Here is a 14,233-nt window from a genome sequence, read left to right as displayed (position 1 = left end):
CCCCGTTCCACACTGCCATTTATGCGACAATTTCGAGCACAAATGGCGAACATACCGCAGGCTGAACGTCAACCTTTTGGCGCGTTCAACAGCGTTTCCAATTGTCGGACGCTTTCGAGCACCAAGTTGAAATTCGGCACAGGCCCAAAGATCATCGCGGCCATGGCAACATAATCTCGCCGCAGGGCGTCAACCATTTCGTCATTTGGCAGCAAGGCGAAGGTCGGCGGTTCGGCTGATGCAAGGTCGTAGTCCTTGCGGTTGAAAAACATGCGAGCATGAGCCACGCAGGCGGCGCCAAGATCCCTGTTCGCGAACGCCCGGCGGCCGGTTTCGGAGCCCATGAGCCGGTGAATGTCATAGTAGTGGCGCGAGATCCGTTGTCCGCCACCACGCAGTTCACCCCGACGCTCAAACCACCGCCGCAGGCCGTGAAGGATCACGACCTTGTCCCAAAAGGTCCGCTCCGGATCGACTGTAGTGACGTTGGCCACACTCAGATCGAGACCTGGCGCGTCCTCATCGACATAGGGTCGGATGATCTGCTGCGTGTTCGGATCGAGTGCCGACTTCGCGCCTGACTCAATCTTCACTGCCGGACGGACATACGTCTCAACAGGCGTTGCGGTCGGATACCAAAGCAGGAGAGTCTGCTTGTCATCGTCGTCAGCTCTTACCTGAAAGTCTTCGAGCGGCAGCCCCGTGCGCTCTGCGGCGGCAGCTACCAATGCAGTCAAGGCCGCCGCCGCCATCGGCCCTTGGATATGGGCCGTACAGGCGTCCCTGATGGCATCCAACTTGGCCTCACGCTTGGTACGGCTGAGGTTCTGAAGTTCGGCGATCGACGTCCCCTCCCCCAGATCATCGCGGAACACAGTGACGTGTAAAAGTAGGCGGCAAGCGCCGTGTCGCCTCTCGGCGACCGGTTTCTCACCGCCTCTTCCCGAACCGGACTTGCGACTTTCGTTACGCATCCGGCTCTCCAGAAGACATGGCGAACTCAGGCGTCCCCATCCAGGCGAGGCGGTATCGGCAGCTCGGGGTCATTGCGAGCAGAAATTGCTCGGTGAATCCGTCCCGCCAGACCGTGCGCGTGCACCGCAACTGACTAGGCCCACGAGAGGCCTGGAGTTCATGCGCTGACGCTTTTGGGCGCTTGTACCGCAGCCAACGCCATATTCGGTCTCCGACGTACCAGTCGAGACTGGTAAATACATCGCAGGCATAGGCGCAGTAGCGGTAGTAATTCGCCCATCCCCGTAGGATGGGATTGATCTCTTGGAGCTTTTCTTCAAGGCTGACGAGCGTGGTATTCCGCTTTGTCAGTTGCTTGATCCGGTGACGCAGATCGGCGACCTTGTGCTTTGGAACTTGAACGCGTGTGCCGAAGCCATAGCATTTGTTCCAATACGCGCCGAGGCGGAATCCGAGAAAATCGAACCCCTCGATCAAGGCCGTGACCTTTGTCTTTTCCGGCGACAGTTCCAGTCCCGTGGTCTCACGCAGGTATTCAGCCAGAGCGGATTTCTCCGCTAAGGCTTCCTCCCTAGTTCCTGATACCAGCAGGATGAAGTCGTCGGCGTAGCGCACGGGTAGGAATATGCAGCGACCGGCTTTCCGGTCGCTGCCCCGTGCACTTCGGGCCGCTGTAACCCCGTCGATCTTGCGATGAGGATAGAGTTTCGTGCGGTGATCCGTCCACCTCTCGTAACGCTCCTCGATCGCACTAAGCACGATATTGGAGAGCAACGGTGACTTCACTCCCTGAACGCAAAACGTAACTTTTGTCAGCCGATGGCGACTTCCCGTTGGAAGGCGATGACGCGTTGCCGGACGGCGGTATCGTCGTGTGCATCGGGAGCGAGTGGCAGATGATGACGGTATCGTCGTCGACCAAGACGTCCTTGACCAGCAAGCGGACAATCCTCTGTCGGTCGCTGACGTCCAGCGATTGCGCCGATGCCCGTAATTTCTGGAGGAAGGCGGTCAGCGTCTCGGCGAGACGCAGGAATATCATGCGATCGGCGGCCTGATCGCGGATTGCCTGCAATTCGGTGCGCATGGTCTGCTCGCGGGCACGTAGCTCCGGCATGCGACGGCGCAGTTCCTCCAGCGACAGGAGATCCTCTTGGAAGGCGGTCACCAGCCGTTCCATGCTCTTGCTGACGCGCAAGAGTTCCCGTTCGAGGGCCTCTTGCCGCCGTTTCGTCGGCTCGACCGCACGGGCCGCGTCAAGACGCCGGTCGAGCTCGGCGCGGATCAGCGTGGGGTCCTCGATCAAGCGCATCATCTCCCGCCACACCACTTCATCGAGCAGATCCTGACGGATCGGCCGGCTGTCGCATACAGATCCGCCGAGATGGCGCCAGCTATCCGCCCCGAGGCAGCGGTAGTAGTGGATTTTGCGCGCCGACGTACGGGTCGATGTGCGTGACAGCGCGTAGCCGCATTTGCGGCAGGACACCAGCCCCTGCATGATGCTCGGTTCGATCGTCCGGCGCGGGGCAAAGCGCTTGTTGTCGGTCAGGCGTTCGGCCGCCAACGCGAAGGTTTCTTCCGTCACGATGGCGGGAACGGGCACTTCGATCCATTCCTCGCGCGGCCGCTCGTGCTGGCTGGTATTCTCGCTGAAGCCCGCCCGGCCCGACAAGCGGAACGGCTTCGTCACCTTCTGCCGCGGTGCGACCTGTGTCTTGCCGAAGCAGGCCGTTCCCTTGTAGGCGGGATTGCGTAGCATCCCCCACACCACCGACCGTTCCCAGCGGGTGACGCGCCGGCGCGTCGGCAGTCCCATCTCGTTGAGAAGGCGGGCGAGGGCGCCAATGCTCAGGCCGCCGACCGTATAGTTCTCGAACACCAGTCGCACCACTTCCGCCTCGGCTGCATCGACTTCATAGCGCGCCGGCGCGTCATTCGTCTTACGAATATACCGATAGCCGTAGGGCGCCCCACACAGCACGGAGACTTCGCCGGCCCTGGCCCGGTGGCGCTTGCCGCGCCGCGAGCGTTCGAGAATTTGGGCCCGTTCGTACTCGGCGATCATGCCCTGGAACTGCAGCATCAACTGGTCTTCCGGGGTGTCGGCATGCGGTGCTTTGATGAAGACGGTCTCGACACCGCGGCGAGCGAACTCCTCCATCAAGAGAACCTGATAAGCATATTTTCTGCTCAACCGATCCGGGGAATGGATCAAGACAGCTTGGATGTGTCCCTCGGCCGCCAGGTCGCGCAATCTCTCCAGCCCCGGCCGCGCCAGGCTGGCGCCGCTGAACCCCGCGTCTTCGATGATCCATTCATCGGGCACGCTGACCCCTTGCTCGCGGGCGAACGCGACCAGCGCCGCCGTCTGGCTGGCAATCGTGTTGTCCTCCTTCTGCTGATCGGAGGACACCCGGGCATAGATCGCTGCGCACGTCATTGCTTGCCTCCCTTACCCGCGGACCCGCGCCGACGATGCGAATCCGCTCCGCAACCAGGATCCCGTAGACCTGTGCCAACTTGGCCGGCAGCAGGCGGTCAAAGACAGGCCCGAGAAGGACGCTGCGAACATCGCCCTCCCGCCGGTCAGCCATGGCCGTCGGCTTCGCCGAGAAACGCCCGAAGCGCCCGACCCACCATGGCGCTGATCGTCGTCCCTTCCGCCGCCGCCCGCGCTCGAATCGCGTCGACCAAACTGGGCGGAAGCTTGAACGTCACGGCCGTCGTGGGCTCGGTCACCGGCACCGGTCGGCCGATCGCATGCGCCTCCTCGATATACCGATAGGCCTGACGCCGGGACATGGTGAATTGGCGCGACAACGCCATGGCTGCCTCCGCCACGCTCAGCCCACGCGCGAGCAACCCATGGGCAGCATTGATCCGTTCGGTCTTCTGCAAATCCGTCGAGCGCGGCATATGACGTATACATATTACCTTTTAAGACGATAATCAAGCACAGAACGAGAACGATCGAGCGAAATCGACCGGTCAAACTCAAAGTTACCTTTTGCGTTCAGGGAGTGATGATTCCGCCTTGAGGCGTGCCATTGTCTGTACGGAGGAACTGATCCTCTGCCAGTACGCCGGCCTTCAAGAACCGCCCGACCAGCCGCGTCACCCGACGGTCATACGCGAGAGCGCAACCGATTCATCAAGTGGTGGTGCGAGATTTGGTCGAAACAGCTTTTGATGTCGCCTTCGATAACCCATGGGTACGGCAACCGGCTCCGTCGATTGTCCTGATCGCGTTTAAACGGCAGGGTGGCTCGGCGGAGGTACTCCAAAGCGCCATGGCTGCTCCTTCCGGGGCGAAACCCATAGGAAACATGCCAAAACTGCGCTTCGAAGATAGGCTCCAACAAGAGTTTGGCCGCGCCCTGTACGACGCGGTCCTTGATCGTAGGAATGCCCAGGGGTCGGTATTGTCCTGGTTTTCCGGCCTTTGGGATAAGGATGCGCTTCGAAGGGCTGGGCCGATATGCGCCGAGACGCAACTCAACCTGCAATCCTTCCAGAAAGCGCTCTTCACCACATTTGGCGCGGATCCGCCCTACGGTCATCCCGTCGACCCCAGCGGTGCGCACGCCTCGATTAGAGGCCACGCGCCGCCAAGCACAGCGGATCGTGCGGATGTCGGTTAACCAACCCCACATGTCCCGCCATTTGTCGTCAGGATTTGCCTGACTCCACTGATAGAGTTTGCGTTGAACGCTGAGTATCCAAGCCTCGTCAGCTTGACGATCCATGTCCATGGATCATTTCTCCGTCATACAAGTCTATCGTCTTCCTGCTTCCCTTCGCCATGTGCATGGCTTTCCCATGCTCCGACTACTACGAAAGCTCCGCCCTCAGACTCGTCCTTCTCCGGTCGTCGCGGCTAGCCCAGTTCCGATCTGGGCAGGCGAGCTGAGTTCCCGTGTTCCGATCTTCAACCTTTGTGCCGTTAGGCGGTGAGCTATACCCCTTGCGATGCGGGAGATGGGCCAAGGAGAACCACTCCCATCTCGAATGCTATGTTCGCATTCACCAGCGAGGAACATTGAGCCGCGCCAGTTCTGTTCGCATTATATTGCCTCCCACGCCATCGCGCGATTTGGAGACGGTCTCGGATATAGAGGCTTCCAACGCTCACTTCGTTATCTCACCATGGGCACTGCGGTAGCCCGACCTGCGCTCGATGGGCGCATCCGGTACAGTTAAGGCCGCTCTGCTTATGACACCCAACCGGCGACACCCGGTCGAGCTTTGCGGCCCCCTTCCATCTACTGTTCTCTGTAGAGGGGCGGCGTTACAGCCGCCGGTCGAAAATCAGCAAGTTTGGGAGGTGATACCTAATGAGACCTGTGCGCGGGTGTCTAGACTGGCGTGTTGATGTGTGATTCTCTCAATCAGTACAATGGATTGGGGGATGCGATGTGTAACCGGGGCAGATTACCGGGCGGTGGGGGTTTGCAGGCGCGTGCTTTCGTGATTCACCCTTTGCGTGACGCTACCACCGACTGATTCGCTTGAAGGCCTGTCGCTCGCGGAACTCCGCGGGCTGGTTTCTGCGCTGATCGGCGAAGTGCGCGGTCTTCAAGGCCGGGTCGAGAGCCTTGAGATCGAGAACCGGGCGCTACGCGCCGAGAACCAGACCCTGAAGGATGAGATCGCCCGGCTGAAGGACCTGCCGCCGCGTCCCCCGGTCAAGCCGACCAAGCCATCGGGCATGGAGAAGGCGACGCAGCCGACATCTGGCAAGGGCAAGCGCCGCCGGCGCGGCGCCAAGCGCGACGGCGGTCGCGTGAGCCGCGAGGTGACGGTTGCGGTGAGCGCTCCTGCGGGCTCTCGCTTCAAGGGGTATGAGACGATCCTGGTGCGCGATCTGGCGTTGTCGGCCGAGGTGGTGCGCTATCGCCGCGAGCGCTGGGTGACACCGACCGGCGAAACGATGGTGGCGCCCTTGCCGGCGGGGATCATCGGCGGCTGGGGCGCGAACCTGCGCCGCTTCATTCTGGCCTGTCACATTCAAGGCCAGGTGACGACGGAGCGGTTGACGGCGTTGTTGACCGGGATCGGGGTCGACATTTCGAAGCGCCAGGTGGTGCGGCTGATTTCGGAGGGCCTGGAGGCCTTCGCGGCGGAGGACCGTGACGTGCTGCGCGCCGGGCTGGCTACGGCGCCCTGGATCACCGTCGATGATACGTCGGCGCGCCACGCCCACCAGGACGGCTACACCACCCAGATCGGCGATCGCCGCTTCACCGCGTTCCGCACCGGGCGATCGAAGTCACGGGAGGCGTTCCTGGCGACGCTGCGTGCCGGGCACAGCGATTACTTCATCAATGAAGAGGCCCTGGCCTATATGCGCGGCCGCAACCTCGCCGGTCCGGTGATCGCGCGGCTGGCGGCTGCGCCGCACAAGGCATTTGCCGACAGCGCCGCATGGCAGGCGCATCTGGCCGCACTCGGCCTCGACCAGCTCGCGGTTGAGCCCAACCCAGTCAGGATCGCCACCGAAGGGGCGATGTGGGGAGCGATCCGCCACCACGGCTTTCTCGCCGATACCGTCGTCGTATCCGATGATGCCGGCCAGTTCCGCATCGGCGACCATGCTCTGTGCTGGGTCCACGCCGAGCGGCTCGTCCACAAATTGATACCCGTGACCCCGGATCAACGTCAGGCCGTCGACATCATGCGCCAGTTGATCTGGTGGTTCTATCGCGACCTCAAGAGCTACCAGCGTGCTCCTTGTCCGCGCCACGCGGCGGCCCTGCGCGCCCGCTTCGAGCGCCTGTTCAAACGACGAACCGGCTACGTCATGCTCGACCGGCTTCTTGCCAGGCTGCATCGCCGCAAGCATGAACTCCTGCGCGTTCTCGATCGTCCCGAGATCCCACTCCACACCAATGGTTCGGAAAACGACATCCGCACCTTCGTCACCAAGCGCAAGATCTCCGGCGGAACCGTCAGTGAGGCAGGCAAGAACGCCCGCGACGTCCTGCTCGGCCTGATGAAGACCTACATCAAGCTCGACGTCTCATTCTTCCGCTATCTCGGCGACCGCCTCGCCATACCAACACAAGAGTCGATTCCGCCGCTCCCGGATCTCGTTAGGCAAGCCGCTCAAGCCTGACTGCCCGGTAATCTGCCCCGGTTACATGCGATGTCACGTCGGCACATTGGTCAGGAAAAGTTTGGTTTTGTCGTTGATCGCGGCCAGCATTCGTCTTTGGATGCGCTTGCCAGACTGATTGACTGGGTGCCGATCGATCAGGCCCTTTGTGTGATTTCCTGCTCTTCGAAGGGCGAGCCTGCCTGGCCGCCAGAGGCGTTGTTCAAGGCGATGCTGCTGTCGATCTGGTACGACTTGTCCGACGTCAAGCTTGCCGAGGCGTTGGACGACAGAGGATCGTTCCGACGGTTCTGCGGGTTTTCGGCTCAAGAGCAGACACCTGAGCGAACGGCTTTCGTGCGTTTTCGAAAGGCTCTTGTGGCCCATGGTCTGGACAAGACGCTGTTCGACGAGATCACCGGCCAGCTCAAGGCCAAAGCGATTCAGGTGAAGACCGGCACGCTTGTCGATGCGACGATCATCGCCTCGGCCAGCGAGGATGACGAAGAGGGCCATTGGGTCAAGCATAAGGGCCGACCAGCGGTTCATGGCTTCAAGGCCCATGTCGGTGCCGACGCCGATACAGCTCTGGTCGAGGAGATCGCCGTCACACCCGCCAACATCAACGACGGCAAGGCCGGTCCCGATGCTCTGCCTGACAATCCCGGCCAGGTGTTTGCCGATAGCGCCTATCGCGGCAATCATTTCGGCGACGCGGTGCGTGCCAAGGGTGGAACGCCACGCATCGTCGCCACCGGCATGTGGGGACGGGACGAAGCCGAAACACTGGCACGCCTTGAGGCCTGGAACCAACCGATCCATCGCATTCGTGGCCGGATCGAGAAAATCTTTGGCACGTGGAAACGAAGCTACGGCCTTCGCCGGATGCGATGGCGAGGGCTTGCAAAGGCAGGCGTTCAAATTCGCCTCACTGCCATCGCCTACAATATGAAACGCAGTTTGAAGGTCATCGCTATGGCTGGATAGCGGGCAAAAACACCACTGACGCTCACACGAGAGCGTCAGAAGACACAGCCGACGACGTCGGCGCTGATATCTTTGGACCCTTTACCCCGGAAGCGGAAAAGATCAAACAAAATCAACGCTAAATGCTTCCTGCGCACAGGTCTCCCTAATAATAAGTCATACTTCACCTCCCGCGCCGTCACGGCGCACCGATGTCTTCCGAGAACCGGCTGATCAGGCCGAATCCCTTGGAAAGGGAAGTGCCGCCTTTGAACAGCAGCCGTGGACTACCGTCTGGCATGCCGTTGAACAGCGCGTCCAAGGTCCAGCAGACCCAAAAATCCTTTTCGATATTCTGCGGCGTGGAGCTGAGACGCTGAGCTGTTGTCGTAAACAGGCCCGCCCTTGTCTCGGTGTCGGCGCTCAGGACCTGGTCGTAAGCAGAATTCATTGGCTCGGCATTCTCGGAGGCGTAATCCCGCTCGGTTGGAGCCGGCCTTGGGAGACCTCAGCGGCTTCCTGCAGTAGGGGCTTCAACAGAACTTGCATCCAGGCGGGAAGGGTTGGCAGGCCGTCGGCCAAGTCGGCACGGAGGCGGTCACCTTGGTCGGGATCGTTCAGCAGTCGGCGCAGGCGCCGGAACAGTTTCCGGTTCCCTTCATCTTGGCCTAGCATATCGCGCATCCAATGCAGCGCCTGGACGACGCGCATTGCCGGACGCCCAGCCCAGTAGAGTTTGCTGGCCGACGTGGGCCGGAAGGTGATGTCGAGGTTGCCAAGGCGAATCGGCCGCAACCGTGCGTCGGCGTGTACGACAATGCGGGCCGGCACTGCGTCAGTCAGGCCGAGGTCATTTGCCGCGGTCATGCCGTCAACGAGAACCCGGATCTGATCGCGCCGCGCCACGGCGTCGATTACGCCACGTGGGTCTGGTGGGCTTTTCTGCTGGGTCAAGGTGTTGAATGTCGGTCGATCGTAGAGCCCGCGATCAATCCGCCGCAGTTCAGCTGCCTTGACCATCCGCTGCAGCACCTTATCCACCGCATCGCGATTGCCGAGGTCAAGAAAATCCGCAGGCGTCCAGACCGTGCGGGGTGAACTTGCCGCCATGCGATGCTGGATTAGAGCCTTCAGGTCTGATCGAGTTCCACTCATGTCCGAAATATGTATACGTATTTCGGACAAATGTGAACCTTCGAGTGTCCGAAATATGTCCACATATTTCGGACCAGCATGGGGTGACGACACAATCCCCCGTTACTATCCAAGTTCGTGAATTGCTACGCTCGGCACAACAGCCTTGGCGATCTCACATAGATGCTGGTGATGCGTAAGATAGATCACCTGACCGGCACTTGCCATTTCGCCAAACAACCTGAAGACCTCCTCGGAACGGACATGGTCGAAGGTTTCCATGATGTCGTCTGCGATGAAGGGTACGGAGGGCCGAAACTGCGCAAACTCGTAGTACCCCGCAAGCCTCAGGGCCAGATAGAGCTGAAAGCGCGCGCCCTTTGACAGCGCGTCGGCTACCTTGGATTGCCCATCGCGCTGCAACGCGATGAGCACTTCCCCACCCTTCACAGGTTGAGTTGTCAGGCCGGAGTACTGGCCGCGCGTCATGAGGGCGAATGCGTCTGATGCGCGCTCCATCATCCCGGAGCGGTGACGCTCGCGGTAGAGACGCAGAGCATTTCCAGCCGACATTATTCCCAATTTCAGCTCGATATAGCGGACGGCCTTTTCCTCGATTTCCAGAAGGACGGTGCGCCGTTCGGCATCTATGCGGGCAACAGCGCTGTCACCGCCAATAGCGTCCAGCTTGTCGGTCGCGCGCGTCTGTCGAATGAGCTGGTGCTGTATCGCCTCGTCAGAAGCGCGAAGCCGTTGCTCGGCTTCAGCCTCCTCGACTGCGAGGCTGTCGAGATCGACAGCATCCAGTATCGAACGCGCCTGCTCGAACCCTTCCACCGCGAGCTCGGCAGAAACCTGCTCCTCAAGTTCGGCGACCGCAACGCGCAGCCGGTCCCTGTCGCGCAGCAGCTGGTCGCGCTCGACGACTTCGGACAAGGTGGCCACGCCAAAGACGCTCAGGATCTCGTTCTTGCCGCGCTCATGTGCGGAAATCTCAGCATCGAGGAGTTCACGACCATCCTGCAGGCGCCGCAGGTCATTGACGAGGCTTGCCTTGGCCTCGCGCATGCGTTCGGCGCGCTCCAGGCGCTCGGCAAGCCGAATGGCCAGCTGTTCGGGTTCGTCGTCGGCCGCCTCGCCCGCTTCGGAAGCGACGGCGGTAACCTCAACGAGGAAACTCTCCCTGTCGGCCTCCATCTTGTCGACACGCAGCTGCATGGCCTCCCGGTCCTGAAGACATTTGGACAGTTCAGCCAATTGATCGAGGACGCCGCCGATGCCGGGCGCCGAGACGCCGTTCTCAAGCCAGGTGCCCTTGAGCGCTTCGGCAACGCCAGCCTCCCATTCATCCTCACGCCGCTCCGCGACCTCGATGGCGCGGCGCCTGGCGGCCAGATCCTCTTGCCTTGTGCCAACGGTCTTGAGCGCTTCGGTGCGCTCAGCGTCCACCTTGAATTGTCTCTCAAGGAACAGCTCTGCCACGGCCATGACCGTCTCCAGGCTGTCACCAGGATCGGAACCGACGCCGACGCTCGCCAGAGCACCGTTCAACTCCAGGCGTATTCGCCCTTCCTCATCAACCGCCCGCTCGGCTTTCTTGCGCGAAAGCTCGATCTCCTCCCAGGCCGCGAGCGCATCGATGCGGGCATCGATGCGGTCCTCGATCAGTTCGATCAGCTGTTCGGGGGATGTTTCCTGGCACGGTCCGAGCAGCTCTCTGGCGGCCGTGCGTATTTCCAAGAGCAAAGCCTCCCGATCTGAGCCGTTGCGGGCAAGTTGATCACCCGCATGCGCGGTGGTGGCCGCGGTTTCTGCGAGGTTGCGTTTTGTACTGCGAATCTCGACCAGTTCCCGGGCGTTGGCCAAGCGGCCTGCTCCGACACTGTCGTCTCGGGCCATTGCTGCCGCGAAATCATCCGCCGTTTCGCCAGTCAGGTCATTGCGATGCCTTGCCCAGGTCTCGTCGCGGGCACGCCGAATGACGTCGGCCGCATCATCGTCGGTGACATCGACAGAGGCACGAAGGGCTTCCAGCCGCGCCGAAAGCAAGTCGTGATTGCCCTGGTGCTCGGCAAGACGATCGGAAAGGACGCCCCTGCCCTTCCCCAGCACCGCAGCCAGCGCCTTCCATGCGCCAAGCTGCGCAGCATTAGGAATGGCGATCCGGGCCAGTGCCCGAGCATCTCCCGACCAGGGATGCAAGCGCCCGATCGCGGCCTCCCATCGAATTGCACCCGCATCCGCGGTCTCGCGTGCCGCCTTGGTTTCGCTTAGGTGCCCACTGGCCCTTGCCGTCGATAACGCCGAGACCAGCCTTGCCCTGGCAGGCTCGGGCACGGCCCGTTCTTCGCCGACACGTTCGCGTGCCGCCGGGAGCGCATCAGCAGCAGCCGCGGCCTCCTCGCGCGCAACGCGCACGCTTGTAACAATCCCGGATCGCTGCTCGACCATGGTGCGCACAGCGCCAATGGTTGCAGCAGGCAAGAGCAATTTGGCAGGGTCAGGCTCGGAGGACCTTCCCAGTGCGGCAAGGCAGGTCGCCACGGCATTCCCGAGGATTTGCAGCTCCGTCCTGCGGCTTGGCAGGTCCAGGCCGGCCGAGACGTGGCGCACCTTGCGGTCGGCCAGGCCGCGAACCCGTTCGGAAATCGCAAGGATCACCGCGTCCACGTCGACTGAGGCGATCTTCGTCGTTACCCGTTCGAGTTCTTCCACACTCGCGGACAGCCGCGTTCTCAGGCTGGCGTCGGCCTCGATCATGTCGGCCACACTGCCGGTCCAGGTCCGTGACGGTGAAGCGATCTCGGGCAACTTGGCCAATTGCGCTTGCTTGCGTCGGATATCGGCAAGGGTCGGGATCGCGCGAAGATACTTCGCGATGGTATCGAGCCTGGCCGACAGCACCGACCGTTCGGCGATGCTGCGGTCGTATTTTTCGGTCGCGTCGAGACGCTCGGCTTCAAGGCTCTCATAAGTCGACGCCAAGGTGTCGACCGCGTCCTTACTGGCCTTCAGTTCCGCAAGCCGCTTCTTGAGCAGCGCAAGTTCGGTTCCGTGTGCCTGTTTGCGATAGAGCCTGTCCGCTTCGGCCTCGAGCACGCTCAATGTATCGCTTGCGTGCCCGAGGCCGGCGCTGGCCGTGAACAGCAGCTTGCCTAGGTCGCCGCGCGATTCCAGGATTGATTTTCCACCTGCTTCCAGCGTTTCGTCGTCCAACGAGAACATGGTCTCGTATGCGTCGCGAGACAGGCCGGCCAGATGTGCCGATATCGCCATTTCGCTGACCGGTTGCCCAGTCTCGTTCAACAATGAGTTGGTGCGCTGTTTCGTGCGTGTGAAGGTGTGCTCCGCGCCGCCGAGTTCAAGCACCCCGCCGATGCGCATCGCGCTATACTCGTGCAGGAAATTGTAGCGGCTGCGTTCCTCGATGCCGAACAGCAGGTCGAGATAGCCGGCGAGCGCGGTCGACTTCCCGGCTTCGTTCAGGCCGAAGACGATATGCAGGTCGGGACCCGATTGCGGCTTCGGCCCGAGGTCGATCGTCCTGTCGGTGAACTTGCCATAACGGATGAGATCAAGTCGCCGGAGCCTCATTGTGATCCACCGGCCTTGAGGCGGGCGGTGACCAGGTCGGCGCCGTTGGCAAGCACCCTGTCGAGGAACAACTCCAGCTCAGCCTCGTCCTTGCCGGCGAAATCGCGCCCGTCAGGCGGAAGATCCGCGATCATCTTCTGTACCAACGCCCTCGCCTCGGCACGAAAAGCTTCCGATCTGGCATCGGCACGCATGGATTGAGCGAGTTCGAAAATCGGATCAGCGACGCCCTCAGATGTCTCGGCTGCGGGTGGCGAGACGTTAAGTTCGAGCTTCTCCACCCAGGTTTCGCCTACCTGTTCCGCGACCTGCTCAGCTTCCGCGAGCAGCAGATCCCGGTCGCGGATCAGTGCCCACGACGAAGGCGACATGCCGGTCAGACTGAGGCGTACCACGGCATGGCGGGATCTGACGGAGGCCCGGATAGCTTCGAGCGCGGATCGGACACGCCCGACGACTTCGGACCATTCCACCGTTTCGGTCAGGTTGACGCTCACCCGCTCGAATTGCGCGATACTGGTCAGCCTTTCCTCGATCTCGATGGTGCGGTCGTCTCGTATCGTCACCAGGGTGACGGATTTCTCTCCGGCCTCGTTGATGTCCCTGCCCTGCGGAATTCCTGGCATCACCACGGTGCTCGCCCCAGGATGGACTTGGCGGACATGGATGTGCCCGAGCGCCCAGTACTCGAAGCCATGACTGTGCAGGTCGGCGACGTTGCAGGGCGCGTAGACGTCGTGGCCGGGCGATCCGGCCAGGCTCGTATGCATGATGCCGACATTGACCGCGCCTTCACGCGGAGCTGAATACTTGGGAAGCAGACTGTCCGGCGCCTTTGGGCTCGCGAAGCTCAAGCCGTGGAACATGACGTCAAGCCCACCGGCTGTCTGCAGCGCTGACTGGGGACGGCCGCCGAAGATCGTGACCGTGTCCGGGAACACGAGCTGTTTCGATATCCGCGACATTGCGTCATGATTGCCACGGATCTTGAAAACCCTGATGCCGGCCTGGTGAAGTCGTGTCATCTGTGACGCCAGAAACCGCGCCGTTTTCATCGACGTCTGGTCGCCATCATAGAGATCGCCGGCAATGACCAGGGCATCGACACGTTCCGCAAGGCAGAGGTCAACTGCGGAGATGAATGCCTGACGGCTGGCGTCTCCGACAAGTTCGGCAAGGTCGGGGTTTCGCATCGCCAGCGAACGCAGCGGCGAGTCGAGATGGATGTCGGCCGTGTGTACGAATCGAAATGCCATTGAGCGGTCTCCGGCCGCGAACATACCGGTGTTCGACCGAGGCTCGATAGAAGAATTTCATAGCAGCGGTGTTGGCTTTCTATCGCGTTGGACGGTGTGATTGTTGAAACTCAGCCGAGCCCGGCAAGGGGGAAACGTGAGGTGGGGTTCAGGGCGTCACAAAAAACCACAGTCGCATGTACTGGGCAATCAAGTGTTGGACACAAGAAAT

At 61.4% G+C, this 14,233-nt stretch carries 10 protein-coding genes and 1 pseudogene; 2 read left to right on the top strand and 9 right to left on the bottom strand.

Translation table 11 applies throughout. The annotated features are described in order from the left end of the window. Positions 1–68 precede the first annotated feature (68 nt). The 5 genes from DBIPINDM_RS03020 to DBIPINDM_RS03000 all read right to left on the bottom strand — a co-directional run bounded on the left by DBIPINDM_RS03020 (position 69) and on the right by DBIPINDM_RS03000 (position 4,730). Complete coding sequence (locus DBIPINDM_RS03020) at positions 69–974, bottom strand: nucleotidyl transferase AbiEii/AbiGii toxin family protein (RefSeq protein ID WP_258580703.1); 906 nt, start codon at positions 972–974, stop codon at positions 69–71. Beyond that, positions 967–1,761, bottom strand: a complete 795-nt coding sequence (locus tag DBIPINDM_RS03015; protein ID WP_323806031.1) for a group II intron maturase-specific domain-containing protein — start codon at positions 1,759–1,761, stop codon at positions 967–969. The genes DBIPINDM_RS03020 and DBIPINDM_RS03015 overlap by 8 nt, the downstream gene beginning before the upstream one ends. Then, a complete protein-coding gene (locus tag DBIPINDM_RS03010) occupies positions 1,727–3,418 on the bottom strand; it encodes a recombinase family protein (protein WP_258580702.1) in 1,692 nt (563 codons plus the stop codon). Before DBIPINDM_RS03010 ends, DBIPINDM_RS03015 begins: the two co-directional genes overlap by 35 nt. A 146-nt stretch (positions 3,419–3,564) precedes the next feature. Next, positions 3,565–3,894 carry a ribbon-helix-helix protein, CopG family gene (locus DBIPINDM_RS03005; RefSeq protein WP_258580701.1) on the bottom strand — a complete coding sequence of 110 codons (330 nt, stop codon included), beginning with the start codon at positions 3,892–3,894 and terminating at the stop codon, positions 3,565–3,567. A 209-nt stretch (positions 3,895–4,103) separates the two neighbouring features. Further along, the gene (locus tag DBIPINDM_RS03000; RefSeq protein WP_258580700.1) at positions 4,104–4,730 is read right to left on the bottom strand and encodes a reverse transcriptase domain-containing protein; all 627 of its coding nucleotides are present in this window, start codon (positions 4,728–4,730) and stop codon (positions 4,104–4,106) included. Positions 4,731–5,461: 731 nt separating this feature from the next. On the opposite strand from DBIPINDM_RS03000, the gene DBIPINDM_RS02995 reads away from it, so the two are divergent. Together DBIPINDM_RS02995 and DBIPINDM_RS02990 are read left to right on the top strand one after the other, a co-directional pair. Further along, the gene (locus tag DBIPINDM_RS02995) at positions 5,462–7,093 is read left to right on the top strand and encodes an IS66 family transposase (RefSeq protein WP_416361677.1); all 1,632 of its coding nucleotides are present in this window, start codon (positions 5,462–5,464) and stop codon (positions 7,091–7,093) included. 30 nt (positions 7,094–7,123) lie between these two features. Next, on the top strand, positions 7,124–8,059 hold the full coding sequence (locus DBIPINDM_RS02990; protein WP_258580699.1) for an IS5 family transposase: 936 nt from the start codon (positions 7,124–7,126) through the stop codon (positions 8,057–8,059). 190 nt (positions 8,060–8,249) lie between these two features. Here DBIPINDM_RS02990 and DBIPINDM_RS02985 read toward each other — a convergent pair. The 4 genes and pseudogenes from DBIPINDM_RS02985 to DBIPINDM_RS02970 all read right to left on the bottom strand — a co-directional run. After that, positions 8,250–8,489, bottom strand: a pseudogene (locus DBIPINDM_RS02985) (nucleotidyl transferase AbiEii/AbiGii toxin family protein); the annotation flags it as partial. After that, a complete protein-coding gene (locus DBIPINDM_RS02980; protein ID WP_258580698.1) occupies positions 8,486–9,148 on the bottom strand; it encodes a DUF6088 family protein in 663 nt (220 codons plus the stop codon). The gene DBIPINDM_RS02980 and the pseudogene DBIPINDM_RS02985, both read right to left, overlap by 4 nt. Positions 9,149–9,298: 150 nt before the next feature. Beyond that, positions 9,299–12,766: an ATP-binding protein gene (locus DBIPINDM_RS02975; RefSeq protein WP_258580697.1), complete on the bottom strand. Its 3,468-nt coding sequence runs from the start codon at positions 12,764–12,766 to the stop codon at positions 9,299–9,301. After that, the gene (locus tag DBIPINDM_RS02970) at positions 12,763–14,022 is read right to left on the bottom strand and encodes a metallophosphoesterase family protein (protein WP_258580696.1); all 1,260 of its coding nucleotides are present in this window, start codon (positions 14,020–14,022) and stop codon (positions 12,763–12,765) included. Before DBIPINDM_RS02970 ends, DBIPINDM_RS02975 begins: the two co-directional genes overlap by 4 nt. Between the last annotated feature and the right edge of the window lie 211 nt (positions 14,023–14,233).

This window comes from Mesorhizobium sp. AR02, from assembly GCF_024746835.1.
Taxonomy (GTDB): domain Bacteria; phylum Pseudomonadota; class Alphaproteobacteria; order Rhizobiales; family Rhizobiaceae; genus Mesorhizobium.
The sequence above is the reverse complement of the archived record's forward strand: the minus strand, read 5'-3'. Positions and strand labels throughout refer to the sequence as shown.

Excerpts from the sequence above, each read along its gene's own strand:
- DBIPINDM_RS03020 (WP_258580703.1), bottom strand. The coding sequence starts at position 974 with ATGCGTAACGAAAGTCGCAAGTCCGGTTCGGGAAGAGGCGGTGAGAAA.
- DBIPINDM_RS03010 (WP_258580702.1), bottom strand. The coding sequence starts at position 3,418 with ATGACGTGCGCAGCGATCTATGCCCGGGTGTCCTCCGATCAGCAGAAG.
- DBIPINDM_RS03005 (WP_258580701.1), bottom strand. The coding sequence starts at position 3,894 with ATGCCGCGCTCGACGGATTTGCAGAAGACCGAACGGATCAATGCTGCC.
- DBIPINDM_RS03000 (WP_258580700.1), bottom strand. The coding sequence starts at position 4,730 with ATGGACATGGATCGTCAAGCTGACGAGGCTTGGATACTCAGCGTTCAA.
- DBIPINDM_RS02990 (WP_258580699.1), top strand. The coding sequence starts at position 7,124 with ATGTCACGTCGGCACATTGGTCAGGAAAAGTTTGGTTTTGTCGTTGAT.
- DBIPINDM_RS02980 (WP_258580698.1), bottom strand. The coding sequence starts at position 9,148 with ATGGCGGCAAGTTCACCCCGCACGGTCTGGACGCCTGCGGATTTTCTT.
- DBIPINDM_RS02975 (WP_258580697.1), bottom strand. The coding sequence starts at position 12,766 with ATGAGGCTCCGGCGACTTGATCTCATCCGTTATGGCAAGTTCACCGAC.
- DBIPINDM_RS02970 (WP_258580696.1), bottom strand. The coding sequence starts at position 14,022 with ATGGCATTTCGATTCGTACACACGGCCGACATCCATCTCGACTCGCCG.